This is a genomic window from Pediococcus pentosaceus (assembly GCF_001437285.1).
GTDB classification, from domain to species: Bacteria; Bacillota; Bacilli; order Lactobacillales; family Lactobacillaceae; genus Pediococcus; species Pediococcus pentosaceus.
In genome coordinates this window covers 16,057-39,004 of the sequence record NZ_JQBF01000001.1, presented here as the reverse complement: position 1 = coordinate 39,004, position 22,948 = coordinate 16,057, and the positions used below count along the sequence as shown (strand labels likewise).

Annotated in this window: 21 protein-coding genes; 16 read left to right on the top strand and 5 right to left on the bottom strand. The window is 38.6% G+C overall.

The window, feature by feature from the left end; translation table 11 throughout:
- Positions 1 to 9: 9 nt before the first annotated feature.
- The 4 genes from mnmE to rpmH form a co-directional block, all read right to left on the bottom strand.
- Positions 10 to 1,404 carry a tRNA uridine-5-carboxymethylaminomethyl(34) synthesis GTPase MnmE gene (gene mnmE, locus IV86_RS00205; protein WP_056979278.1) on the bottom strand — a complete coding sequence of 465 codons (1,395 nt, stop codon included), beginning with the start codon at positions 1,402 to 1,404 and terminating at the stop codon, positions 10 to 12.
- 287 nt (positions 1,405 to 1,691) lie between these two features.
- On the bottom strand, positions 1,692 to 2,531 hold the full coding sequence (yidC, locus tag IV86_RS00200) for a membrane protein insertase YidC (protein ID WP_002833857.1): 840 nt from the start codon (positions 2,529 to 2,531) through the stop codon (positions 1,692 to 1,694).
- Complete coding sequence (gene rnpA / locus IV86_RS00195) at positions 2,531 to 2,890, bottom strand: ribonuclease P protein component (protein ID WP_002833858.1); 360 nt, start codon at positions 2,888 to 2,890, stop codon at positions 2,531 to 2,533. The genes yidC and rnpA overlap by 1 nt, the downstream gene beginning before the upstream one ends.
- Positions 2,891 to 3,003: 113 nt before the next feature.
- The gene (rpmH, locus tag IV86_RS00190) at positions 3,004 to 3,138 is read right to left on the bottom strand and encodes a 50S ribosomal protein L34 (RefSeq protein WP_002829327.1); all 135 of its coding nucleotides are present in this window, start codon (positions 3,136 to 3,138) and stop codon (positions 3,004 to 3,006) included.
- Positions 3,139 to 3,668: 530 nt separating this feature from the next.
- Between rpmH and dnaA the strand changes: the two genes are divergently transcribed.
- From dnaA to IV86_RS00125, 13 genes are all read left to right on the top strand, one after another.
- Positions 3,669 to 5,009: a chromosomal replication initiator protein DnaA gene (gene dnaA, locus IV86_RS00185; RefSeq protein WP_002833859.1), complete on the top strand. Its 1,341-nt coding sequence runs from the start codon at positions 3,669 to 3,671 to the stop codon at positions 5,007 to 5,009.
- Positions 5,010 to 5,186: 177 nt separating this feature from the next.
- Complete coding sequence (dnaN, locus tag IV86_RS00180; protein ID WP_002833860.1) at positions 5,187 to 6,326, top strand: DNA polymerase III subunit beta; 1,140 nt, start codon at positions 5,187 to 5,189, stop codon at positions 6,324 to 6,326.
- 220 nt (positions 6,327 to 6,546) lie between these two features.
- Positions 6,547 to 6,774 (top strand): S4 domain-containing protein YaaA, encoded by a 228-nt coding sequence (gene yaaA, locus IV86_RS00175; protein WP_002833861.1) that lies wholly within the window; start codon positions 6,547 to 6,549, stop codon positions 6,772 to 6,774.
- Positions 6,774 to 7,898 carry a DNA replication/repair protein RecF gene (gene recF / locus IV86_RS00170; RefSeq protein ID WP_056979277.1) on the top strand — a complete coding sequence of 375 codons (1,125 nt, stop codon included), beginning with the start codon at positions 6,774 to 6,776 and terminating at the stop codon, positions 7,896 to 7,898. The genes yaaA and recF overlap by 1 nt, the downstream gene beginning before the upstream one ends.
- Before the next feature lie 4 nt (positions 7,899 to 7,902).
- Entirely contained in the window at positions 7,903 to 9,849 is a 1,947-nt protein-coding gene (gyrB, locus tag IV86_RS00165; RefSeq protein WP_002833863.1) for a DNA topoisomerase (ATP-hydrolyzing) subunit B, read from the top strand.
- 99 nt (positions 9,850 to 9,948) lie between these two features.
- A complete protein-coding gene (gene gyrA, locus IV86_RS00160; protein WP_269668170.1) occupies positions 9,949 to 12,429 on the top strand; it encodes a DNA gyrase subunit A in 2,481 nt (826 codons plus the stop codon).
- A gap of 246 nt (positions 12,430 to 12,675) precedes the next feature.
- Entirely contained in the window at positions 12,676 to 12,960 is a 285-nt protein-coding gene (rpsF, locus tag IV86_RS00155) for a 30S ribosomal protein S6 (protein WP_002833865.1), read from the top strand.
- Positions 12,961 to 12,995: 35 nt separating this feature from the next.
- The gene (gene ssb, locus IV86_RS00150; RefSeq protein WP_002833866.1) at positions 12,996 to 13,523 is read left to right on the top strand and encodes a single-stranded DNA-binding protein; all 528 of its coding nucleotides are present in this window, start codon (positions 12,996 to 12,998) and stop codon (positions 13,521 to 13,523) included.
- Between the two features lie 23 nt (positions 13,524 to 13,546).
- Positions 13,547 to 13,783 (top strand): 30S ribosomal protein S18, encoded by a 237-nt coding sequence (gene rpsR, locus IV86_RS00145; RefSeq protein WP_002833867.1) that lies wholly within the window; start codon positions 13,547 to 13,549, stop codon positions 13,781 to 13,783.
- 202 nt (positions 13,784 to 13,985) lie between these two features.
- A complete protein-coding gene (locus tag IV86_RS00140) occupies positions 13,986 to 15,986 on the top strand; it encodes a DHH family phosphoesterase (RefSeq protein ID WP_002833868.1) in 2,001 nt (666 codons plus the stop codon).
- 5 nt (positions 15,987 to 15,991) lie between these two features.
- Positions 15,992 to 16,444, top strand: a complete 453-nt coding sequence (gene rplI / locus IV86_RS00135) for a 50S ribosomal protein L9 (protein ID WP_002833869.1) — start codon at positions 15,992 to 15,994, stop codon at positions 16,442 to 16,444.
- A 48-nt stretch (positions 16,445 to 16,492) separates the two neighbouring features.
- Complete coding sequence (gene dnaB, locus IV86_RS00130; protein ID WP_002833870.1) at positions 16,493 to 17,890, top strand: replicative DNA helicase; 1,398 nt, start codon at positions 16,493 to 16,495, stop codon at positions 17,888 to 17,890.
- Positions 17,891 to 17,982: 92 nt separating this feature from the next.
- The gene (locus IV86_RS00125; protein WP_002833871.1) at positions 17,983 to 19,182 is read left to right on the top strand and encodes an MDR family MFS transporter; all 1,200 of its coding nucleotides are present in this window, start codon (positions 17,983 to 17,985) and stop codon (positions 19,180 to 19,182) included.
- A 23-nt stretch (positions 19,183 to 19,205) separates the two neighbouring features.
- Here the strand turns inward: IV86_RS00125 and IV86_RS00120 are convergent, their stop codons facing one another.
- Positions 19,206 to 19,574 (bottom strand): DUF1304 domain-containing protein, encoded by a 369-nt coding sequence (locus IV86_RS00120; RefSeq protein ID WP_056979276.1) that lies wholly within the window; start codon positions 19,572 to 19,574, stop codon positions 19,206 to 19,208.
- Between the two features lie 243 nt (positions 19,575 to 19,817).
- On the opposite strand from IV86_RS00120, the gene IV86_RS00115 reads away from it, so the two are divergent.
- The 3 genes from IV86_RS00115 to IV86_RS00105 all read left to right on the top strand — a co-directional run bounded on the left by IV86_RS00115 (position 19,818) and on the right by IV86_RS00105 (position 22,946).
- The gene (locus tag IV86_RS00115) at positions 19,818 to 20,549 is read left to right on the top strand and encodes a sulfite exporter TauE/SafE family protein (RefSeq protein WP_029257609.1); all 732 of its coding nucleotides are present in this window, start codon (positions 19,818 to 19,820) and stop codon (positions 20,547 to 20,549) included.
- Between the two features lie 325 nt (positions 20,550 to 20,874).
- Positions 20,875 to 22,359 (top strand): ribosomal protection-like ABC-F family protein, encoded by a 1,485-nt coding sequence (gene abc-f, locus IV86_RS00110; RefSeq protein WP_056979275.1) that lies wholly within the window; start codon positions 20,875 to 20,877, stop codon positions 22,357 to 22,359.
- Between the two features lie 83 nt (positions 22,360 to 22,442).
- A complete protein-coding gene (locus IV86_RS00105) occupies positions 22,443 to 22,946 on the top strand; it encodes a TetR/AcrR family transcriptional regulator (RefSeq protein WP_002833875.1) in 504 nt (167 codons plus the stop codon).
- Positions 22,947 to 22,948: the final 2 nt, after the last annotated feature.

Here is a 22,948-nt window from a genome sequence, read left to right as displayed (position 1 = left end):
ACTCCAAATTTATTTTCCTAAACAAAATTGACTAAATAACTGATCTAATAATTCGTCCTGGTAACTATCACCAGTAATTTCACCCAATAAATCCCAAGCACGTGTCATATCGATTTGAACTAAATCAACTGGCATTCCTGTTTCAATCCCTTCAAGAACGGCATCTAAAGCTGTTTCAGCTTGCTTCAACAATCCAATATGACGAGCGTTAGTTACCATAATATTATTAGAGGTATTTTCAATACTTCCAGCAAAAAACATTGCTGCAATACGGTCCTCGAGGTCTTTGGTTCCTAAAGGTGAAACGGCTGATGATTTGATAATTTCTTTATCATCTACATATTCTTGAAGTTCATTTAAGTTAATTTTTACTTCTAAATCTGATTTATTAAGCACGACGATCCGCTGCATATGATTGGTTTCTCTCAGCAGCTCCCGATCCTCATCGCGCAGTGGAACACTACTATCTAAAACCAAGATAACTAAATCGGCTTGTAAAAGAGCTTTGCGGCTTCGATCCACTCCAATTTTTTCAACTTTATCTTCTGTTTCATGAATACCAGCTGTGTCAACCAACTTAAGTGGGACTCCTTGAACGTTAACATATTCTTCAATTACATCACGAGTTGTACCAGCAACATCCGTGACGATGGCCTTATCTTCATGTAAAAGATGATTTAGAATACTAGATTTACCGACATTGGGATGCCCAATAATGGCGGTAGCCAGCCCATCACGGAGCACTTTACCTTGTTTAGCAGTTGAAAGTAATTGTTGAATCTTCGCTTTAACTTCAATTGCTTTTTCTTTAAGTAACCGAGCTGTCATTGTTTCGACATCGTCATATTCTGGATAATCAATGTTAACTTCAACTTGTGCTAAAACATCTAAGATATTTTGACGTAAATTAGTAATTAAATGGGATAAATTTCCATCTAACTGATCAAGCGCCACTTTCATCGATTGATCAGTTTTAGCACGAATTAAATCCATTACGGCTTCTGCTTGAGACAAATCGATTCGTCCATTCAAAAAAGCTCGTTCAGTAAATTCACCCGGTTTAGCCAATCTCGCATCTAACCCTAAAATAATCTGTAAAATTCGGTTAGTTGCGACAATCCCACCATGACAATTAATTTCGACGATATCTTCCTTGGTGTACGTATGTGGCGCACGCATTACAGACACCATTACTTCATCTACTTCATTTCCATTTTCTGGATCAATAATATGACCATAATTAATGGTATGGCTATTCACCTTATTCAAATCTTTGCCACGATAAATCTGGCTGGCAGTTTTAAGTGCATCCACTCCGCTAATTCGAATAATTGAAATTCCGCCTTCCCCAGGTGGAGTTGAAATTGCTGCAATTGTGTCAAATTCAGTTGAAACAGTTTGCATAATGTTATCCTTTCTTTTTCCAATAAAAAAAGCGCAGTTCCACCCATAATCCAGTTAGCCACTTGGATATAGGGTGGACAAAGCACTTTCACTACTTCATCATATTCACTTTATACGAACTACATCATAAAATTTAAAGACGGATTTGTCAATTTTTTATTCTCATTAATCTAATCCAGCTCTATGGGCATCATATCACTCCATCATCACGTTACTTAAATCAACCTGCATTTAGTCCATTAAAAAAGCAATCCCCCCTGCGAAACAGTTGCGATTGCTTTCATAAATTATTTTCGTTTACTCTTCATTGCTCGGCGTTTAGCTTTTTCAATTGCTTTACGCTTTGCCTTTTCAGTTTGAATTTTTTCTTCACGTTCTTTTTGGATCTTGAACGGATTCTGAATTATAAGTGTTTGACCAACTTGGAATAGGTTAGTTACTACCCAGTACAATGTGATCGCTGCTGGGAAGTTTAAAGCAGTAATCAAAATTACTAGTGGCATACCAAACGTCATGGCCGATGTCATTCCATTTTGTGATCCAGCGGGTTGTGACTTCATCGACAACCAAGTACTCATAAATGTGAACAAGGCGGCTAAGATGGGCAAAATAAAGTAAGGATCTTTATCACTCAATTGTAGCCATAAGAAAGTACCCTCTTTTAACACTTGGGTCCGGCTAACCGCCGCATACAAAGCATACATAACTGGTAATTGGATGATCAATGGCAAACATCCAGCCATCGGATTTACCCCAGCTTCAGCATAAAGCTTTTGCTGTTCTTCACGAAGTTTTTGCTGACTTTCAGCATCTCGTGATGAATATTTTTGCTGTAACTGTTTTAACTTGGGTTGAAGTTCAGCTGTTTTCATCGTTGTTCTAGTTTGATAAATCATCAATGGTAAGATGATAATTCGAATTATTATGGTGAAAACAATAATACCCCAACCATAATTGCCACCAAACAACTTGGATAAGTAGATGATGAATCTCGAGAAATTGTAAACAATCACTCCGTCCCAAATCCCAGTACTGTGACTGGTGATGGGCGCTGTGCTACACGCAGTTAATATGAAGGATAGGGCTGCCACACTGAGCAACGCCATATTTCGTTTTAAATGTTTCACTATTCTTCCTCACTTTGTTTTGAAGCAAACAACCCTGCTAGCTTAAAAACATGTTCCAATTGTTGTTTAACTTCATTCATTGGTAGTCCAGAAGCTTGTGGACGTGCTATAACTAAAAAATCGACGTCTTGACGTAAAAGAGGCTTGAATTCCAAAATGCTTTGACGAATTCGACGTTTTGTATAATTACGCATTACCGCATTACCGATTTTTTTCCCAACGGAAATTCCAACCCTAAAGTGAGGTTGTTCTGGTTTGTCCATCACGTAAACGACAAATTTTTTATTTGCAAATGAATTACGAGTTTCAAAGACCTTTTGAAACTCAAGTTCTTTTTTGATTCGATACGACTTTCGCATTATTTCTCTCCACAACCTATATATATATATCACTAACAAACATTATATGTAAAAAAGCTTCTATTGTCTCTAAAAATTTAAAAAATAAAAGACCACTGGGATCAGTGGCCTTATTATGCAGATAATACTTTTCTACCTTTTTGACGTCTACGTGCTAAAACTTTACGGCCGTTGCTTGTGCTCATGCGCTTGCGGAAACCGTGAACGCGTTGACGATGGCGTTTCTTAGGTTGATATGTTCGTTTCATTATGGTCCACCTCCTGAACGAAAATACACATACTGAATTTTTATATCTATTTTTTAATTTTCGATAAATCAGTTTATGTCGTTTAAACAATTACCTTAACATAATATCATACCTACAGAATAAATCAAACCACCTATTAGGAAATAATTTAAAATAAAATCCAAAATTTTATCCACAAACAGAGCGTTAGCTTGTCTATACTTTGTGGATAACTTTTTAAGTGATTTCGACTTATCAACAGGCTTTTTCGCAGCGATTTTTTTCGCTCACAGGGTGTTTATATAGTTATCCACAACCTTGTGGAAATCTGTGGATATGTTAAATAAACGTTGATATAACAATAATAGTTATCCACAGGTTTCTGTTTATAACTTAAATTTCTACGAAAAGAGAATTGCTTGATAACACCCTGTGGATAACTCAGATCACAGACTGTTATTTAACCCCATTTAGTTATCCACATCCATGTGGATAACTTTATTTTTTTATGTTAAACTTAGTGAGCTAAAAATTTTGGAGGAATTGAAAAAGTGCCTAACTATATTGACCTTTGGAACAACATTAAAAATAGTTTCGAAAAAGACGACTCCATGTCAAAGGCCAGTTTCGGTGCTTGGGTAGAAACGGCAGAACCCATTTCATTAGAAAACCACATAATGAAGATTAAGGTTCTTTCGAGTCTACATCGAGATTACTGGACAAAGCATTTGATCGAGAAGTTTGTCGAATATGCCTACCAGTTCACTGATCAAGACATTACGCCTGAATTCGTAACGGAAGATGAATTCAAGACACAGCTGGCGGAAAGGTCCGCTACCTCTAAAAAAGAAACCAAAGCTTCTACTGAAGATACCCAACTTAATAGTAGATATACTTTTGATACTTTTGTTATTGGTAGTGGTAACCAAATGGCGCATGCAGCTGCGATGGCTGTATCAGATGAACCTGGCGTTCTATATAATCCGCTCTTTTTCTATGGAGGAGTGGGACTTGGAAAAACCCATTTAATGCATGCGATTGGGCATCAGTTATTAGAAAATGATCCCAAAACTCGCGTTAAATATGTAACAAGTGAAGCCTTCACTAACGACTTCATTAATTCGATTCAAAAGAATAAGACGGAAGAGTTTCATGAGAAGTATCGTAACGTTGATCTTTTATTAGTAGATGATGTGCAGTTTTTTGCGGATAAAGAAGCAACTCAAGAGGAATTTTTCCATACATTTGAGGCCTTGTATAATGCCCAAAAACAAATCGTGTTGACATCCGATCGCTTACCAAATGAAATTCCGAAGTTGCAAGAACGTTTGGTATCAAGATTTAAGTGGGGACTTTCAATTGATATCACGCCCCCTAATTTAGAAACTCGAATTGCAATCTTGCGGGAGAAGGCTCAAGCAGATAACGTTGAAATTCCTGACGAAACCTTGGAATACATCGCTAATCGTATTGATTCAAATATTCGTGAGTTAGAGGGGGCGATGGCTCGAATCCAGGCTTACGCTAAATTGCAAAACGCAGCGATTACCACCGATTTAGCTTCAGACGCTCTTCGCAGTTTGAATTTCGGTAGCAACCTTAGCCATATTACGATTCCAATGATTCAAGACAAGGTCGCAAAATATTTCCATGTTACAGTAGCTGACCTTAAAGGAAAGAAACGGATGAAATCCATCGTTATTCCACGCCAGATTGCGATGTATCTATCCCGTGAATTAACTGAAAGTTCATTGCCTAAAATTGGAACAGAATTTGGTGGTAAAGATCATACTACCGTTATTCATTCCTTTGATAAGATCAAAGCTGAACTAGAAAAAGATGAGGAACTTGCTCGCCAAGTTGGAGATTTAAAAAGTGAGCTAAAACCTTAAATTGTGGATAAGTGTTAATAACTTCGAAAGTTATCCACAGGTAGTCCACAGGCTAAAAGTTAAATTATGACGGCTAATTTGAGTTATTAACAGTTCCAACAGCCCTTATTACTACTACTATCTTTTTATTATTAATTAATATATAAAACAGAGAGCAACATAAAGGAGTTTTGTAAAATGAAATTTACCATCGCTCGAAATACATTTATCAAAAAATTAAATGCGGTTCAAAGAGCCATTTCTTCTAAAACCACGATTCCAATTTTGACTGGATTAAAAATTGAAGCAGAAGAAGATCGTTTAATTCTAACTGGAAGCAATACTGACATTTCTATCGAAACCACCATTTCAACTAACGATGAAGAAGCTCATCTTAATATCGAAAGTACCGGAGCGGTAGTTTTAACAGCCCGTTTCTTCGGAGATATTGTTAAAAAATTACCAGACAACACTATGTTACTTGAGGTAAAAGACGGTTTTCAAACGACCATTACGTCAGGTGCTTCTGAATTTAAGATTAATGGTTTAGATGCTAATAACTTCCCTCATTTACCAGAAGTTGATAGTCAAACAACCATTACTTTAAAAGCTGATGTATTTAGCGAAATGATTAATGAAACAGTTATCGCAGTTTCTAATCAAGAAAGTCGTCCAATCTTAACTGGGATTCATTTTACGATTGAAGGAAATAAATTATCAGCCGTAGCAACAGATAGTCATCGTTTGAGCCAACGGGTAATTAATCTCCCAGAACCAATTAAAATGCCTGAAGATATTATCATCCCTGGGAAGAGTCTTTTAGAACTTTCCAGAATGTTAGATGATGAAATTGATACAATTACACTTCAAATTTCAGAAAACCAAGCATTATTTACATTTGATGAAACTTTATTCTATTCACGTCTATTGGAGGGCTTGTATCCAGATACATCCCGTTTAATTCCAAAGGAAAGTTCAACTGAAATGGAATTTGAAGCTCCAGAATTGTTAGCTTCGATTGAACGGGCTTCATTGCTTTCACATGCTGGACGCAATAACGTGGTTAAATTAACGATTAACGCGGCTAACAAGCAAGCAATCATCTCTGGTGATTCTCCTGAAGTCGGTAATGTAGAAGAAGAAGTGGTTACTAAAGATATTGTGGGTGAAGACCTTGAAATTTCCTTTAACCCAGACTATTTGAAAGATGCGCTACGTTCATTTGGACATACATCAATTAAGATGGCCTTTACTTCAGCATTACGTCCATTTACTTTGGTACCAACTGAAGATCAAGAAAACTTTATTCAATTAATCACACCTGTTCGAACATTTTAATAAAGTAACGCTATGGAGTTTGAGAAAATTAATTTCTCAAACTCTTTTTTTGGATAAATCTGGTTAAAAACGCGTATACGTAAATTTGAGAAAAAATAACCCGTTTAAGGCAAAAAACATTCAGAAGGGTTAAATTCGCTGAGAAGCCGTTTTAAGACAGATAAAATTGTTTTTTAGTTAAAATAAAGGTATAATATTATGAGATACGTGGGGTGATAGTATGCAAAAAGATGTTGAAATAAACACAGAGTTTATTACTTTAGGACAACTCTTGAAAGAAGAGGGTATTATTGGCACTGGTGGACAAGCTAAGTGGTTTTTACGTGAAAATACCGTCCTGGTTAACGGAGAACACGATGATCGCCGTGGAAAAAAACTTTACGAAGATGATGTAGTTGAAGTTCCAGATGAAGGTTCTTTCAAGATTACAATGAAATCTGGTAACTAATGTATCTGAAGACACTGGAGTTACATAATTTTCGTAATTATGCTGATCTTGTTGTCGAGTTCGGTTCGGGTATCAATGTTCTATTGGGTGAAAATGCACAAGGCAAGACTAATCTATTAGAATCTATTTATTTCTTAGCTTTGACTAGAAGTCACCGAACCAATAGTGATCGAGATTTGATTAGTTGGAAAACCAAAGCAGCGCGAGTATCAGGGAGTGTCCAAAAAGAACACACCGTTACACCGCTTGAAATCAATTTATCTTCCAAAGGGAAAAATGCCAAAGTAAATCACCTTGAGCAAAGCCGTTTATCGCAATATGTCGGCCAGCTTAATGTGATTTTGTTTGCGCCTGAGGATTTATCAATTGTAAAAGGATCTCCAGCAGTTCGCCGTAAGTTCATTGATATGGAATTTGGACAGATGAGTTCGAAATATCTATATAACTCGGCGCAATATCGATCCGTTCTGAAACAGCGAAACCAGTACATTAAACAGCTACAGTTCAATCCTAAGGGTGACCAAGTTTATTTAGATGTTTTAAGTGATCAGCTAGCAGCCCATGGAGCTGAAATCATTTTCCAACGCATTCAATTCTTGAAGAAGTTGGAAAAATGGTCCCAAGAGGTGCATAAGGAAATCTCGCAGGGAAAAGAAAAATTATCTTTTCAATATGTTTCGCCGATCAGTAGTAATCAAGCCGATACTACTGAAAAAATCTATGCAGCACTACAAGCCCTTTTCCAAAAGCAACGTGAAAAGGAGCTTCAACAAGGTAAAACTTTAGTGGGGCCACATCTTGACGATGTACGATTTATGGTTAATGACAAAAACGTATCGACGTTTGGTTCACAGGGGCAACAACGAACCACGGCCCTGAGTGTTAAATTAGCAGAAATTGATTTGATGAAAGAAGAAACCGGAGAATATCCGGTTCTTTTACTTGATGATGTGTTATCTGAACTTGACGATAGTCGTCAAACACACCTGTTAACTGCCATTCAAAACAAAGTACAAACTTTCATCACGACCACCAGCCTTAGTGGTGTTGCGCAACAATTAATTAATGAACCCCATGTCTTTAATATTGATCACGGAGTTTTAATGCAGAGCAAGGAGGAATAAGCTTTTGGCAGACGAAAAAGAAACGAAAGCAGAATTAGCCAGAGAATATGATGCGAGTCAAATTCAGGTTTTAGAGGGGCTCGAAGCAGTTCGTAAACGCCCAGGGATGTATATTGGGTCGACTAGTTCTCAAGGACTACACCATTTGGTTTGGGAAATTATTGATAATGGTATTGATGAAGCTCTTGCAGGATTTGCAGACAAAATTGATGTGATCGTTGAAAAAGACAATAGCATTACCGTCACTGATAATGGACGTGGGATTCCGGTTGATATCCAAAAGAAAACTGGAAAACCAGCTTTAGAAACAGTCTTTACGGTCCTACATGCCGGAGGTAAATTCGGCGGTGGCGGTTATAAAGTTTCTGGAGGATTGCATGGTGTGGGTGCATCCGTTGTAAATGCGTTATCAACGGAATTAGATGCGCGCGTCATGAAGGACGGTAAAATCTACTACATTGATTTTGCGCTAGGAAAAGTAAAAACACCGATGAAAACGATTGGTGATACTGAACATCCTGACGATCATGGAACTATTGTTCATTTCGTTCCAGATCCAGATATTTTCCAAGAAACTACCACATATGACATTAATATCTTAAAAACACGAATTCGTGAATTAGCCTTTTTGAACAAGGGTCTACGGATTACTTTGAAGGATATGCGTCCTGAAAAGCCAACTGAAGACGACTTCTTGTACGAAGGTGGGATTCGCCACTACGTTGAATACTTAAACGAAGGCAAAGAAGTAATTTTCCCTGAACCTATCTATGTTGAAGGGGTTACAAAAGGTATCACTGTTGAAGTAGCTATGCAATATATCGAAGGTTATCAAAGTAAATTGTTAACTTTTACTAACAATATTCATACTTACGAAGGCGGTACCCACGAAGAAGGTTTCAAACGTGCTTTAACACGAGTTATTAACGATTACGCTAAAAACAACAATATTTTAAAAGAAAATGATGATAAATTGTCTGGTGATGATGTTCGAGAAGGTTTGACGGCAGTAGTCAGCGTTAAGCATCCTGATCCTCAATTCGAAGGACAAACGAAAACAAAATTGGGTAACTCAGATGCTCGGACAGCTGTTAACGAAGTGTTTGCTGAAACTTTCAATAAATTCTTATTGGAAAATCCTAAGGTTGCACGTCAAATTGTTGATAAGGGAATCTTGGCAGCAAAAGCACGAGTTGCCGCTAAACGAGCTCGTGAAGTTACGCGTAAGAAGAGTGGCCTAGAACTCAATAATCTTCCTGGTAAATTAGCTGATAATACTTCTAAGGATCCTTCAATTAGTGAATTATTCATTGTCGAGGGTGATTCTGCCGGTGGTAGTGCTAAGTCCGGACGTTCGCGTCTCACACAAGCTATTTTGCCAATTCGTGGGAAGATTTTGAACGTTGAAAAAGCCACTTTGGATCGGGTTTTGGCCAATGAAGAAATTCGTTCACTCTTTACAGCGCTCGGAACTGGATTTGGTGAGGACTTTGATGTAAGTAAAGCCAACTATCATAAATTGATTATCATGACCGATGCCGATGTCGATGGTGCTCATATTCGGACACTATTATTGACGCTGTTCTATCGTTACATGCGTCCAATGATTGATGCAGGATTTGTTTACATTGCTCAACCACCGCTCTACCAAGTACGTCAAGGTAAGATGATCCAATATATCGATTCTGATGAAGAATTAGAAACAGTACTTGGACAATTATCACCATCACCAAAACCTGTAATTCAACGTTATAAAGGTCTTGGTGAAATGGATGCTGAGCAACTTTGGGAAACAACCATGAATCCAGAAAATCGACGCTTGTTACGAGTTTCAGCCGAAGATGCTGATGCTGCAAGTGGTGATTTTGAAATGTTGATGGGTGACAAGGTTGAACCACGTCGTAAATTCATTGAAGAGAACGCTGTGTTTGTTAAAAACTTGGATATCTAAAAAGATTATTAAAAGTTAGACAGCCCAAAAAATAAGGGGGAAAACGAATTGTCAGAAGAATTGTCAGGACGAATTACAGATGTCAATTTAAGTAGTCAAATGCGTACATCATTCTTGGATTATGCCATGAGTGTTATTGTTGCGCGTGCTTTACCTGACGTTCGGGATGGACTAAAACCCGTCCATCGTCGTATTTTATACGGGATGAATGAGTTAGGAGTTACACCTGAAAAGCCATATAAGAAGTCAGCTAGAATCGTTGGGGATGTTATGGGTAAGTATCATCCTCATGGTGACTCTGCAATTTATGAATCAATGGTCCGGATGGCCCAAGACTTTAGTTACCGTTACATGCTTGTTGATGGACATGGTAACTTTGGATCTGTCGATGGGGATGGCGCTGCTGCTATGCGTTATACCGAAGCTCGAATGAGTAAAATTACATTGGAAATGCTACGTGATATCAATAAAAATACCGTGGATTTCCAGGAAAACTATGATGGAACGGAACGCGAACCATCAATTTTACCAGCACGTTTCCCAAACTTATTAGTTAACGGAGCAACTGGGATTGCCGTGGGGATGACGACGAATATTCCACCACATAATTTGTCAGAAGTCATCAGCGCTATCCATATTTTGATGAATAACGAAGATGCAACAACCGCCGACTTGATGGAAGCTGTCCCTGGGCCAGACTTCCCAACCGGTGGAATTGTGATGGGTAAATCGGGAATCCGTAAGGCATATGAGACTGGACACGGTACGATTATTTTACGGGCGAAAGTTGATATTGAGACTGAAAAAAATGGTCGCGAACGCATTGTGGCTACAGAATTACCATACATGGTCAATAAGGCTAAATTGATCGAACGCATTGCTGAATTAGCTCGTGATAAACGAATTGAAGGAATTACTGATGTAAATGATGAATCCGATCGTGATGGACTTCGAGTTGTCATTGATGTTCGTCGTGATGTCAGTGCATCTGTAGTTTTGAATAATCTTTACAAGATGACATTAATGCAAACGACCTTTGGATTTAATATGTTGGCCATCGTTAATGGTGCTCCTAAAGTATTAGGCCTAAAGGAAATTTTGCAACACTATCTTGTTCATCAAGAAGAAGTTATTCGTCGACGGACTGAATTTGATTTGAAGAAGGCTGAAGCAAGGGCGCACATCTTAGAAGGTTTGCGGATTGCTTTGGACCACATCGATGAAATTATTGCGATTATTCGTAATTCACAAACGGCTGAGGTTGCTAAAGATAAATTGATGAATAACTATTCATTATCAAGTAAGCAAGCTCAAGCAATCTTGGATATGCGTTTGGTGCGTTTGACAGGACTAGAACGTGAAAAGGTTGAAGACGAGTACAACAAGGTCATGGCAGCAATTACGGATTACCGTGATATTTTAGCTCACCGTGAACGAATTAACGAAATCATTTACAAAGAGTTACTTGAAATTCAAGAGCGCTTTGGGGATGAACGTCGGACAGAATTGATGGTCGGTGAAGTTCTTAGCCTTGAAGATGAAGACTTAATCGAAGAAGAAGATGTCATGGTTACTTTAACCCATAATGGTTACATTAAGCGAATGGCTACGTCTGAATTTAAGACGCAAAATCGCGGTGGTCGAGGAATCCAAGGGATGGGTGTTCATGATGACGACTTTATCGAACATCTGGTTTCAACTTCAACCCATGATGTACTCTTATTCTTCACCAATGCCGGTAAGGTTTACCGGATGAAAGGTTACGAAATCCCTGAATATAGCCGAACCGCTAAGGGAATTCCAGTAATTAACTTGCTTGGAATTAGTAGCGGAGAAAATATTCAGGCTGTAATCAATATTGGACGTGATAACGGTGATGAAGATAATGAAAATCGTTACCTCTTCTTTACAACGTTAAACGGTGTGACAAAACGAACACCGGTTGCTGAATTCCTAAATATCCGCAGCAATGGGCTTAAGGCCATTAGCTTGAAGGAAAATGATGAAGTAATTAACGTGGTTATTACCGATGGCGAGCAAAACATTATTATCGGAACGCATAACGGATACGCGGTAAGCTTTAAAGAAGCAGATGTGCGTTCAATGGGACGTTCTGCTACTGGGGTTCGCGGAATTCGTTTACGAGATGAAGATTATGTCGTCGGTTCAGCAATCTTGAAACCTGAAAGCAAGGTCTTGGTTATTACTGAAAAGGGTTATGGAAAACAAACTCCGGCTAGTGAATACCCAATTAAAGGCCGCGGCGGTAAAGGGATTAAGACTGCGAATATCACCGAAAAGAATGGTCCATTAGCTGGATTAGTAACGGTAGAAGGAACGGAAGATGTTATGTTGATTACGGATCGTGGGGTTATGATTCGTTTCGACGTTAATAATGTTTCAACTACAGGTCGGGCGACCTTAGGGGTTCACGTAATCAAGACGGATGAAAATTCTAAAGTTGCTACAATGGCAATTGTTGATGAAGCACCAGTTGATGATGAAAACCAGACTCAAACTCCAGCAACTGAAGCAGCAGAAACTGAAAGTGTAACTGTTGAAGAAAGTTCTGAAGAATAAATTTAATTAAAAAAGCTGATTGAAGTGATTTTTCACTTTTTAATCAGCTTTTTTAATTAATAAAATGAATTAGAAAATTTTGGTGTATTTATCATTTGTATATCGTTAATTAGGATTTTTTGTTATTGCGTCCACTAAAAATGGATGGTATAATACTTATTTGTGAGTTGCCAGCTTTTTTGGCAAACTCTCCTTGCTTTCTACGTTGTGATAGAAGGCCATAAGTCCATGAGGAGGTGTAAATCAATGAAAAACTACGAAATCACATACATCATCGCTCCAAATCTTGACGATGCAGCTAAGACAGCTTTAGTTGACCGTTTTGACAAGATTTTGACAGACAATGGTGCTGAAATTGTTGATTCAAAAGACTGGTCAAAACGCCGTCTAGCATACGAAATCGGTGGTTTTAACGACGGTATTTATCATATCGTTAACGTTAAGGCTAGCGACGACGAAGCTTTGAACGAATTTGATCGTCTATCTAAGATTGCTGACGGAATTCTTCGTCACATGATCGTTGTACGTTAATAATAACAACTAAAAACTAGGAAGGAGCGGATATTATGATTAACCGAACAGTGCTTGTCGGACGCCTAACAAGGGACCCTGAACTACGATATACAGGTAGTGGAGCTGCAGTAGTAACTTTTACAGTTGCTGTTAATCGTCAGTTTACTAATTCACAAGGTGAACGCGAAGCTGACTTTATTAATTGTGTTATGTGGCGTAAAGCTGCAGAAAACTTTGCTAACTTCACTCGGAAGGGTTCATTAGTTGGTATCGACGGACGGATTCAAACCCGTTCTTATGAAAACCAACAAGGCCAACGAGTTTATGTTACCGAGGTTGTAGCCGAAAACTTCTCTCTTCTTGAATCACGTTCATCTTCTGAACGTCGTCAAGGTGGAGAAAATAATTTTGGCAATAATCAATCTGCCCCTTCACAACAACCAACATCATCCGGAAATCCATTTGACGGAGGACAATCGAATAATAGTGGTGCACAACAACCTAACAATTCGAACCCTAATGACCCATTTGCTAATGGCGGTCAGTCAATTGATATTTCTGACGATGATTTACCATTCTAAAATAATAGAGGAGGGCAATCATTATGGCATTTCAAAAACGTGGTGGCCGTCGTCGTCGTAAAGTCGACTACATTGCTGCAAACCATATTGAATACATCGATTACAAAGACACAGAATTGTTAAAACGATTCATTTCAGAACGTGGTAAGATTTTACCTCGTCGTGTCAGTGGTACAAGTGCTAAGAACCAACGTCGTTTGACTATTGCAATCAAGCGTGCACGGATCATGGGCTTGCTTCCATTCGTTGCTGAAGACTAATCTTTAGCTATATAAAGTACCATTCAGGCCGAGGCTTGAATGGTACTTTTTGTTTAAATAAAATTAGGGCGGTGATGGATCATAATTGGTCAATTATGGCTCTATTTTTATTAGAATAACCTTCCAACAAACGATTTTAATTATTGGTTATAAGTATGGTAAAATCAGAGATAGTTAGACACAATTTTTTAGGAGAAGTGCTATGAAATTAGTAGATCATCTACCTGCATTTATCCGTAACCCGCGGGTCGGGATTTTAACAGCAGTTATTATTTTGCTGTCGTTGATTGGGCTGGGATTAGCTTTTTATATTAACTTATTAATCGGCATCATCATGCTAGTATTGGTTATTGTTACTGGCATTTTTAGTGTTCGCACGTTGCGTTTACTGAGTGATGAGACTGATAAATATATTTCTGAATTGTCGTTTCGAATTGATCAGGCTGAAGAAGACGCTACGTTGTCTATGCCAATTGGAATTTTAATTTATAGTGAACAGCATCGAGTGGAATGGGTTAACCCTAATTTCCAAAGTTATTTTGAAGGACAAAAACTTTTGGGACATCCATTGGATGAAATCGATGAAGATTTGGCGAAGATTATTGAAGAACATCAAGATGACGAGAAAGTTAGCCGTGTGAAATGGAACGATCACGTTTTTGATATTTCAATTCAAAAGGATGATCGCGTAGTTTACTTCCTAGATTCGACTAAATACGCGAAAATGGAAGAGCAATTCGATGACCGTCAAGTGGTAATTGGTCAAATTTTTATTGATAACTATGATGAAATTACACAGTCGATGGCTGATTCGGAAGTTTCTAATTTAAACAACTTTGTTACCAACCAGATTTCTAGTTGGGCGCAATCGTTTGGGATGTATTTAAGGCGCGTTGATGATGATCATTTCTTTGTCATCATGTACAATGAAACGTTAGCTAAGGTAGAAGAGGATAGTTTTAAGCTCTTGGATACTATCCGAGAAGCAACTTCTAAACAAAACTCTCCAGTTACATTAAGTATCGGGATTGCTTACGGGGATGATAACCTTAATAAGCTTGCCGATGTTTCGCAAAGTAATCTGGATTTAGCGCTAGGACGTGGTGGTGACCAAGTTGTCGTCAAAGCTGAAGATGAACAAGCTCGTTTCTACGGCGGTAAAACTAATCCGATGGAAAAACGGACTCGCGTTCGAGCGCGGATGATTGGACAAGCCGTTCAAGAATTAATGAACCAAGCAGATCAAGTCTTTGTAATGGGGCACTCCCATGCGGACTTAGATTCAGTGGGTTCAGCGCTCGGGATTCGGCGAATTGCGCAAATGAATAAAAAAGAGTGTTGGATTGTCTTAGACCAAGAAGGCGTGCATTCGGATGTAGCGCGTTTGATTGAAAAAATGGATGAGCATGAAGACCTTAAAGAGTCCATTATTAGTGCAGATCAAGCCGTAGAGCTCGCTAATAGCCAAAGTTTGTTAGTGATGGTTGATCATTCTAAACGTTCCATAACGACATCTGAGGAGCTATTTGATAAGCTTAGTAATCGGGTAATTATCATTGATCATCATCGCCGTGGAACGGAGTTTCCAGAAAACCCCGTATTGGTTTACATTGAACCATACGCATCATCGACGGGTGAGTTGATTACGGAAATGTTTGAATATCAGTCCCATGATGGTGAACCAATTCAACCGATTGAGGCCACTGCTATTTTGGCAGGGATTGAAGTGGATACTAAATCGTTCACGGAACGTACGGGGACAAGAACTTTTGATGCAGCCAGTTATCTTCGTTCAGTGGGAGCTAACGAGAAGACGATTCGTTACCTCTTAAAAGAGAATGTTGATAGCTATATGCAACGAAACCATTTAATTGATACAATGCAGTTTATTGAAGATAAATATGCAATTTGTACCGGTGAAGATGATCGAATGTATGATCCAGTGATTGCGGCTCAGGCAGCCGATTCACTACTGAATATTTCAGGCGTAGAAGCCTCATTTGTGATCACACGTCGTGGAGACCATGCTGTGGGTATTTCGGCGCGAAGCGCAGGAACGGAAAACGTCCAGGTTATCATGGAAAAACTTGGTGGAGGCGGTCATTTAGCAATGGCAGCAACTCAGATAGAAGATGTGAGTGTTGAGGAAGCCGAGCAACAATTGGTTGAAATTTTACAAGAAAATCAAAAAGATGAGGAGTGATTCTGATGAAAGTAATTTTTTTGGAAGATGTCAAAGGTAAGGGGAAACGTGGCGAAGTTAAGAACGTTTCCGATGGTTACGCTCAAAATTTCTTAATTAAAAATGGTAAAGCTAAAGCTGCTACAAGCGCTGCGGTAAGCGAATTAAAGGGTCAAAAAAAGGCCGAAGCTAAGCATGAAGCTGAAATTTTGGCTGATGCTGAAAAGCTTAAAATGGTTTTAGAAGATGATAAGACCGTGGTTGAAATCAAAGCCAAGGCTGGAAAAGATGGCCGTCTATTTGGTTCAATTCCGAACAAACAAATCGCTACGGCCCTTGAAAAACAATATAAGATTAAAATTGATAAACGCAAAATTGAGTTGAGCAACCCCATCCGTAGCATGGGCTACACAAACGTTCCCGTTAAGTTACACCAAAAGGTAACAGCAACGATTCGGGTGCATGTAGCTGAGCAATAGGATTACTAAGGCTCTCAACTCAGAGTCTAATTCGTACGGGAGAGTAACATGGACAACGGTATTTTAGAAAATCAAACGCCTCCGCAAAACATTGAGGCCGAAAAGGCGGTTTTGGGAGCTGTTTTCTTAAGTTCAGATGCATTGATTGACGCGATGGAATACGTCACGGCGGAAGATTTTTATAAACACGCTCATCAAGTTATTTTTAAAGTGATGGTTGATTTGAACGATGCGGATGAAGCCATTGACGCATTGACAGTCAACAATGCACTTGAAGAACATAATCAAATCGAAGATGCCGGTGGAATTACTTACATTGCTGAATTGGCAGGATCAGTTCCAACCGCAGCCAATGTCGGCTACTACGCTAAGATTGTTCAAGAAAAATCTTTATTACGAAAATTAATTAAGACAGCAACAGCGATTGCTACAAAAGGTTACACCCAAGATGACGATGTGGCTAATATCTTGGACGAAGCTGAACGTGAAATCATGGATGTTGCTGAAAACCGTAATCAAACGGGTTTTAAGCCAATTGCAGATGTTTTAACAACTTCAATGGAAGAAATTGATCGTCTTTATCAAAATGACGATGAGATTACCGGATTACCAACCGGATTTAAAGAGTTAGATAAAATTACTACTGGATTACATGCAGATGAATTAATTATTCTTGCAGCGCGTCCAGCTGTCGGTAAGACTGCGTTTGCGTTAAATATTGCGCAAAATGTGGGTACTAAGACTGATAAATCAGTGGCTATTTTCAGTTTAGAAATGGGAGCTGAACAGCTGGTAAATCGTATGTTATGTGCGGAAGGAAGTATTGATGCAAATCATTTAAGAACCGGTCAGCTAAATGAAGAAGAATGGCAAAATTTAGTGGTGGCGATGGGTTCTTTAGCTAAGGCAAGTATCTATATCGATGATACTCCGGGAATTAAAATGTCGGAGATTCGTGCGAAATGTCGTCGTCTAGCTAAAGAGCAAGGAAACCTTGGCTTAGTTGTGGTAGATTACTTGCAGCTAATTGAGGGATCTGGAGAAAATCGTCAGCAAGAAGTTTCAGCTATTTCACGACAACTTAAAAAACTCGCCAAGGAACTAGGCGTACCGGTCATTGCGCTTTCACAGCTTTCACGTGGAGTGGAACAACGCCAAGATAAGCGCCCGGTAATGTCTGATATCCGTGAATCTGGTTCAATTGAACAGGATGCGGATATTGTAGCATTCCTATACCGTGATGATTATTACGAACGGGAAGATGGCAATGAAGACGCAGATCGAGACCAAGATCCACGGGATGAAGAAGATCAAAATGTTGGTCCCGTTGAAGTTATCATTGAAAAAAACCGTAGTGGGGCTCGTGGTACGGTAAATCTGTTGTTTATTAAGTCGTACAATAAATTTTCTTCGTTAGCTTATATGCCTGAAGCGGGAGCGCATTAGGTATTTGAAAAATGAGATTCATTATTTTCAAGACTGGTTTAAGACTTTTTAGTCTAAATCAGTCTTTTATTATAAAAATTAGGGGAGGAATTATGCGCGAATTAAAATTAAAGTGGTTATTATTAGGAGTTTTGATTGATAGTATTGCGATGAGTTCAGTGTGGCCACTAACAACAATTTATATGAACCAAGAACTAGGCCATTCATTAGTAATGGCAGGGATTGTTTTATTTTTAAACTCAGTTGCTAGTATTTTAGGATCTTTTGTTGCCGGGCGCCTTTATGACAAGTATGATAGCTATTATTTAATCTTAGGTGGAATTGCATTTACCTGGATTTCGTTCTTTACGTTGATTTTCTTCAACGGCTGGCCAGTATATCCGATTGTATTGGTACTAATCGGATTTGGAACAGGTTGGATTGTTGCCTTAAATAACTCAATGGGAACATCAATTAAGAGTAAAGATGGCCGATATGTTTTTAACATGCTATATTTCGTCCAAAATTTAGGGGTCATGCTAGGTACTGCTATTGTGGGAGTTTTATTTAAGCACAGTGTCACGCCGCTTTTCACCATAGCAACCATTATGTTTACGGTATTTTTCATTGTAGCGTTCTTTACTTACCGAATTCCACAAGAAGATCGCCCTGCTCAAGTAGTACAAGAAGACGATCATGAGAAAACTAAAATGCCAAAAGTTAACTTGACAATTATCATGGCATTTTTCATTAGTTTGGTAATTATGTGGGTTTTCTATCAACAATGGAATAGTACGGTTTCGATCTATATGCTAAAATTGCACATTCCGCTTCGTTTATACAGCTTTTTATGGACGGTCAATGGATTATTCATTTTAATCGTTCAAGGGCTTCTCAGCTCCAAAGGGGGACGTTTACTGAAGGATCCATATCATCAAGTCTATTTGGGGATTGCATTTTTTACCCTATCTTTTGGAATTCTAGCCGTAGCACACGAATATTACCACTTTGTAATCGCCATGATTGTTTTAACCATTGGAGAAGCAATTGCCTTTCCATCGATTCCAGCAATCGTTAACAGTCTTTCACCTTATGACCAAAAGGGAAAATATCAAGGTCTAGCAAGTGCTTTTCCTTCGGCTGGCCGGGCAATCGGTCCCTTAGTTGGTAGTATGATAATTGAATCAACCTCATTTGTTTTCCTTTATAGTTTAGGACTATTTACAATTTTAATTGTTTTAGTAGTTATTGCGTTCATTATTGAAGGCACTAAACGGAAAGCAATTTTATACGAATCTAATAAAAAAGGATAGCCTCTAAGGCTATCCTTTTTTATTTAGAAAATAAATAATACCAAAATCAAAGTAATCAAGGCGGGTAAACCTTGGACTAAAAGAATCTTTTTGGCGACGGTGAGAGTACCGTATGCTGCTAAGATAAAAATGCTTGCTAGGAAAAAGATGAGCATCATCTTCATAATAGTCCCTGTTGGAATAAAGAGTGCCAAGAAGAGGGCTAAGGCCACGAAGCCGTTATAAAGACCTTGATTGGCTAACGCCGTTCGTAAATGAGGGCGTTGAACTTCCACTAAGGGAATTTCAAAGGTTTTGGCAAGAAATGCACTAGAACCCAATAATTCAATGCCCATGATGCCAATATGCTCAATGGCTACGAGTGCAACTAAGATAACTGTTAATATATGCAAAATATTCAACTCCTTGTGTCCACCATTATAACGCATCCGCATCTTTTTTGATTAAATTGAAGTTCAGCAATGGAGCTTGAAGCAAAAAATGAACTTCAATTTTAAGGTAGAATGGTCAAAGAACACCAATTGGGTAATGGAAATCTTAATTTTATCGACGTCTAAAAATTAGTTTACACCGTTGTCGATTTTGCTTTTTCCATATACAATTAAGTCTTGTAATGACTGAAATGAGGAATTGAAATGATTATTTTAGGGGTATTACTAATAGCATGGGTTGGAGCACTAACGCGTACAGTTTTCGGATTTGGGGAAGCTCTAGTTTCGATGCCATTATTGGCATTAATTGGGTTTGATCTACAGACCAGCACCGCATTAATCGGAGCGGTGGGCTTACTGGTTGCTTTACCAGCCACGATTCGTGAGTGGCATCATATTGATTTTAAAGCGGTTCGTCGATTAATGACAGGTTCACTAATTGGAGTACCTCTAGGAATTTTAGTCATCAAGAAAGTTCCTGCCGCAATTGTGTTACATGGCTTAGGAATTTTTTTAATTGCTTACGGGATTTATAGCTTGTGGCATAGTCTTTCAGGTCGAGTCGGGCGCCCCCATTTACAAGCACAAGGCTATGATTATTTGACCGGAATTATTTCAGGCGCACTAGGTAGTGCATACAACAGCCATGGTGTGCCAGTGGCCGTATATGGAACTTTGAAAAAATGGCCAGCCCAACAGCTGCGGGCCATTCTCCAAGCTCATTTTTTATGTGTGGGAATCTTGGTCGTTGCAAGCCATCTAGCAGCGGGTTTTTGGTCGATAGATGCGTTGGAAGTATTAGCTATGGTTATTCCAGGATTGCTAGTAGTGGTACCTTTTGGTAATTGGTTAGTAGCGCGAATTGCTCCCGAAAGAGCCATTAAACTTGTGTATGGGGCGCTAATCATTTTTGGAATATTATTAATGACTAAATAAATAAGCGTTACACTAACTTGGGTCTTATTTTAATATCAGATTACAAAGAGGGATATTTCTTGAAAAAAACGCATTCATTGTTAAGCTAAGGCTAGTTTATTAGGAAGGGATGTCGATGGGATTGAAGATTACAGACTAATTTTGGAAATATTGGAATGACGATTTCTTTATTTTCGGGAGTAGTTTGTAGTTTTTGATACATTCGATGTGCCGACCAAAAATAAATTTTTATTGGTATTATGCACTTTGTATTGCATCAGGCCTGCACACCTGGTGCTTTTTTATGCCTTAAAACGAACTACTCCTCGAAAGAGAGGAGACATAAATGGGAATAATACAATTAAAAAACGTAAGCTTTAGCTACGATAACCAAATAAAACCGGTTTTTGACCAAGTAGCGTTGGAAATCGATGCTAGCTGGAAATTAGGTCTGATTGGCAGAAATGGGCGTGGTAAAACGACGCTGATGAAGATTTTGCAGAATCAGGTTGAATATGAGGGAAAAGTGGAAACCAACCTGAAGTTCAATTATTTTCCAGCTAAGATTACTGAACCACAGGATTCGGTGCGAATGGTCCTGATGAAAATTACTGGTCGCGATTACTCTGATTTCTGGGAGGTTGAGCGAGAACTAGACCAAATTGGTCTTGCTGAAGAAATTTTAGAGCAGACTTATGCATCACTAAGTCCGGGGCAACAAACTAAAGCCCTTTTAGCAGCCATGTTTGCAGATCAAAATTCATTTCAATTGATTGACGAACCGACGAATCATTTGGATGCAGCTGGGCGCGACCTTTTAGCTAAATATTTAAAACAAAAACAAGGATACATTGTGGTTAGTCATGATCGTTACTTTTTAAATCAAGTTATTGATCATGTTATTTCAATTGATCGTGCTCAAATTAGCAGCTTTAAGGGGAATTATGAAACCTGGGCAGCTGAACGTGCCAATGTGGATGAACGTGAAATCAGTTTGAATGCCACGATGAAAAAAGATATAAAAAAATTAGAACAGGCCACGCGCCAAAAGCAAGAGTGGTCCCGAGCAACGGAACGTAAAAAAGCTGGTGCTCCGGATAAGGGGTTTGTAGGTCATAAAGCGGCTAAAGTGATGAGCAAAGCCTTGAATATTCGGGATCGGGCTGAGAAAAAATTAACAGATAAGAAACAATTACTAAAGAATATTGAAATTCAGGATGAACTTCAATTGAATTATCAACCGTATCTCGGACCCCAAAACAATGCTTTACTAGAAGCGGATAGTTTAGTTTTACAAAGAGCTGGAAAACTATTAAATCAGCCGCTTAATCTTGAACTAAAGAAGAATGAGCGGATGGTTATTCAAGGCGAAAATGGTTCTGGAAAATCAACCTTAATTAAGGCAATGTTAGGGCAAAACGAACTAATTGCTAAAGGTAATCTAAAAATACGCGAAAATTTACGAATATCATATTTACCACAGGATTTTGACCAGCTCCAAGGCACACTAGAACAGTTTGCTGCCGAAAAGGAAGTTGAAGTTCAGGACTTGCTGGCAATGCTGAGAAAACTGGGTTTTGAACGTACGATGTTTGATTATCGAATTGAGCAGATGAGTATGGGACAGAAGAGAAAAGTTGCCTTAGCTCGGTCGCTGTGTGAAGAAGCCAATCTATATATTTGGGATGAACCCCTAAATTACCTAGATGTAATCACACGGGAGCAAATTCAAAATTTAGTTTTGAAGTTCAAGCCCACCTTATTAGTGGTGGAACATGATCGAGAGTTTGTCCAGAAAATTGCCACGCAGACTGTTAACTTAAAAAAATAAGCAAATAATTTTGACACGGTGTCACTTTGTGCTATTCTAGCATTGTTGACACGGTGTCATTTTTATTTTAAGGAGGTGGAGGAGTGGCTTCAGATGTTTTACAGAAGTTGAAACCGGATAAAAGAACGGCCATCGAAGAATCGCTATTATTGGAATTCACGCATCATCCGGTTACAGAAGCACAAGTTGCTCGCATCGTGAAAGGTGCCGGAATTTCACGTGGTGCATTTTATAATTATTTTAAAGATGTACCAGATGCTTACCGTTATTTATATCAAATCGCAATTCAGGATATCCACCAGGCAATTCGGCAAAATGAAAGGCGTGGCGAAAATTTGGTCGATGAAGCTCGCCAATTTATTAAGAATACTCAGAATAGTAAGTATTACGAGCTATTTCAAATGCACTATCACTACAACGAAGTTTATGTGACCAGATTAGTTGCACCACTTGAACCGCATGCTGAGATACAGTGGGCGGAAATGACACTAATCCACGATACAATTCGTTGCGCACTGATTGAACCAGGGACTACCGATGCCCGATTACACCAATTAGAAAAAGTCCTAAAAATTCTGGAGGAATAATT

Bases quoted from the DNA above. Each gene is read 5' to 3' on its own strand.
- mnmE (WP_056979278.1), bottom strand. From the start codon at position 1,404: ATGCAAACTGTTTCAACTGAATTTGACACAATTGCAGCAATTTCAACT.
- rnpA (WP_002833858.1), bottom strand. From the start codon at position 2,890: ATGCGAAAGTCGTATCGAATCAAAAAAGAACTTGAGTTTCAAAAGGTC.
- rpmH (WP_002829327.1), bottom strand. From the start codon at position 3,138: ATGAAACGAACATATCAACCTAAGAAACGCCATCGTCAACGCGTTCAC.
- dnaN (WP_002833860.1), top strand. From the start codon at position 5,187: ATGAAATTTACCATCGCTCGAAATACATTTATCAAAAAATTAAATGCG.
- yaaA (WP_002833861.1), top strand. From the start codon at position 6,547: ATGCAAAAAGATGTTGAAATAAACACAGAGTTTATTACTTTAGGACAA.
- recF (WP_056979277.1), top strand. From the start codon at position 6,774: ATGTATCTGAAGACACTGGAGTTACATAATTTTCGTAATTATGCTGAT.
- gyrA (WP_269668170.1), top strand. From the start codon at position 9,949: ATGCGTACATCATTCTTGGATTATGCCATGAGTGTTATTGTTGCGCGT.
- rpsF (WP_002833865.1), top strand. From the start codon at position 12,676: ATGAAAAACTACGAAATCACATACATCATCGCTCCAAATCTTGACGAT.
- ssb (WP_002833866.1), top strand. From the start codon at position 12,996: ATGATTAACCGAACAGTGCTTGTCGGACGCCTAACAAGGGACCCTGAA.
- rpsR (WP_002833867.1), top strand. From the start codon at position 13,547: ATGGCATTTCAAAAACGTGGTGGCCGTCGTCGTCGTAAAGTCGACTAC.
- IV86_RS00140 (WP_002833868.1), top strand. From the start codon at position 13,986: ATGAAATTAGTAGATCATCTACCTGCATTTATCCGTAACCCGCGGGTC.
- rplI (WP_002833869.1), top strand. From the start codon at position 15,992: ATGAAAGTAATTTTTTTGGAAGATGTCAAAGGTAAGGGGAAACGTGGC.
- dnaB (WP_002833870.1), top strand. From the start codon at position 16,493: ATGGACAACGGTATTTTAGAAAATCAAACGCCTCCGCAAAACATTGAG.
- IV86_RS00125 (WP_002833871.1), top strand. From the start codon at position 17,983: ATGCGCGAATTAAAATTAAAGTGGTTATTATTAGGAGTTTTGATTGAT.
- IV86_RS00115 (WP_029257609.1), top strand. From the start codon at position 19,818: ATGATTATTTTAGGGGTATTACTAATAGCATGGGTTGGAGCACTAACG.
- abc-f (WP_056979275.1), top strand. From the start codon at position 20,875: ATGGGAATAATACAATTAAAAAACGTAAGCTTTAGCTACGATAACCAA.